Origin of the sequence: Streptococcus sp. KR (genome assembly GCF_002238115.1) — a bacterium.
Taxonomy (GTDB): Bacteria; Bacillota; Bacilli; order Lactobacillales; family Streptococcaceae; genus Streptococcus.
In genome coordinates this window covers 1-274 of sequence record NZ_NGVM01000259.1, presented here as the reverse complement: position 1 = coordinate 274, position 274 = coordinate 1, and the positions used below count along the sequence as shown (strand labels likewise).

The following is a 274-nucleotide window of genomic DNA, read 5'->3' as shown; positions in this document are numbered from 1 at the left end:
AATAAATTTAAAAATTCATTTGGATCAATTAAAGGTAGTTTACTAGGTGCCAGCGTAGCGATGGGGACATTGGGAGCAGCAGCTTTTTCTGGCGCTAAAAAAGCAACTGAACTTCAAAATGTTTATAAAGTAAACCAAAACTTACTGGTTACGGGCGGTGACAAGGCTAAAACTGCCATTAAGACCGTGACAGAAATGCAAAAAGACGGGGCTAAGTATGCTCTTAAATATGGAGTTAGTCAAAAAGAGATTGCTGATCAATACCAAGATCTGA

Annotated in this window: 1 protein-coding gene; it reads left to right on the top strand. The window is 38.3% G+C overall.

Annotation, left to right across the window (positions count from 1 at the left end):
- Nucleotides 1–274: hypothetical protein (locus CBI42_RS11850; protein WP_142294159.1), on the top strand; the 274-nt coding region annotated here is incomplete at both ends.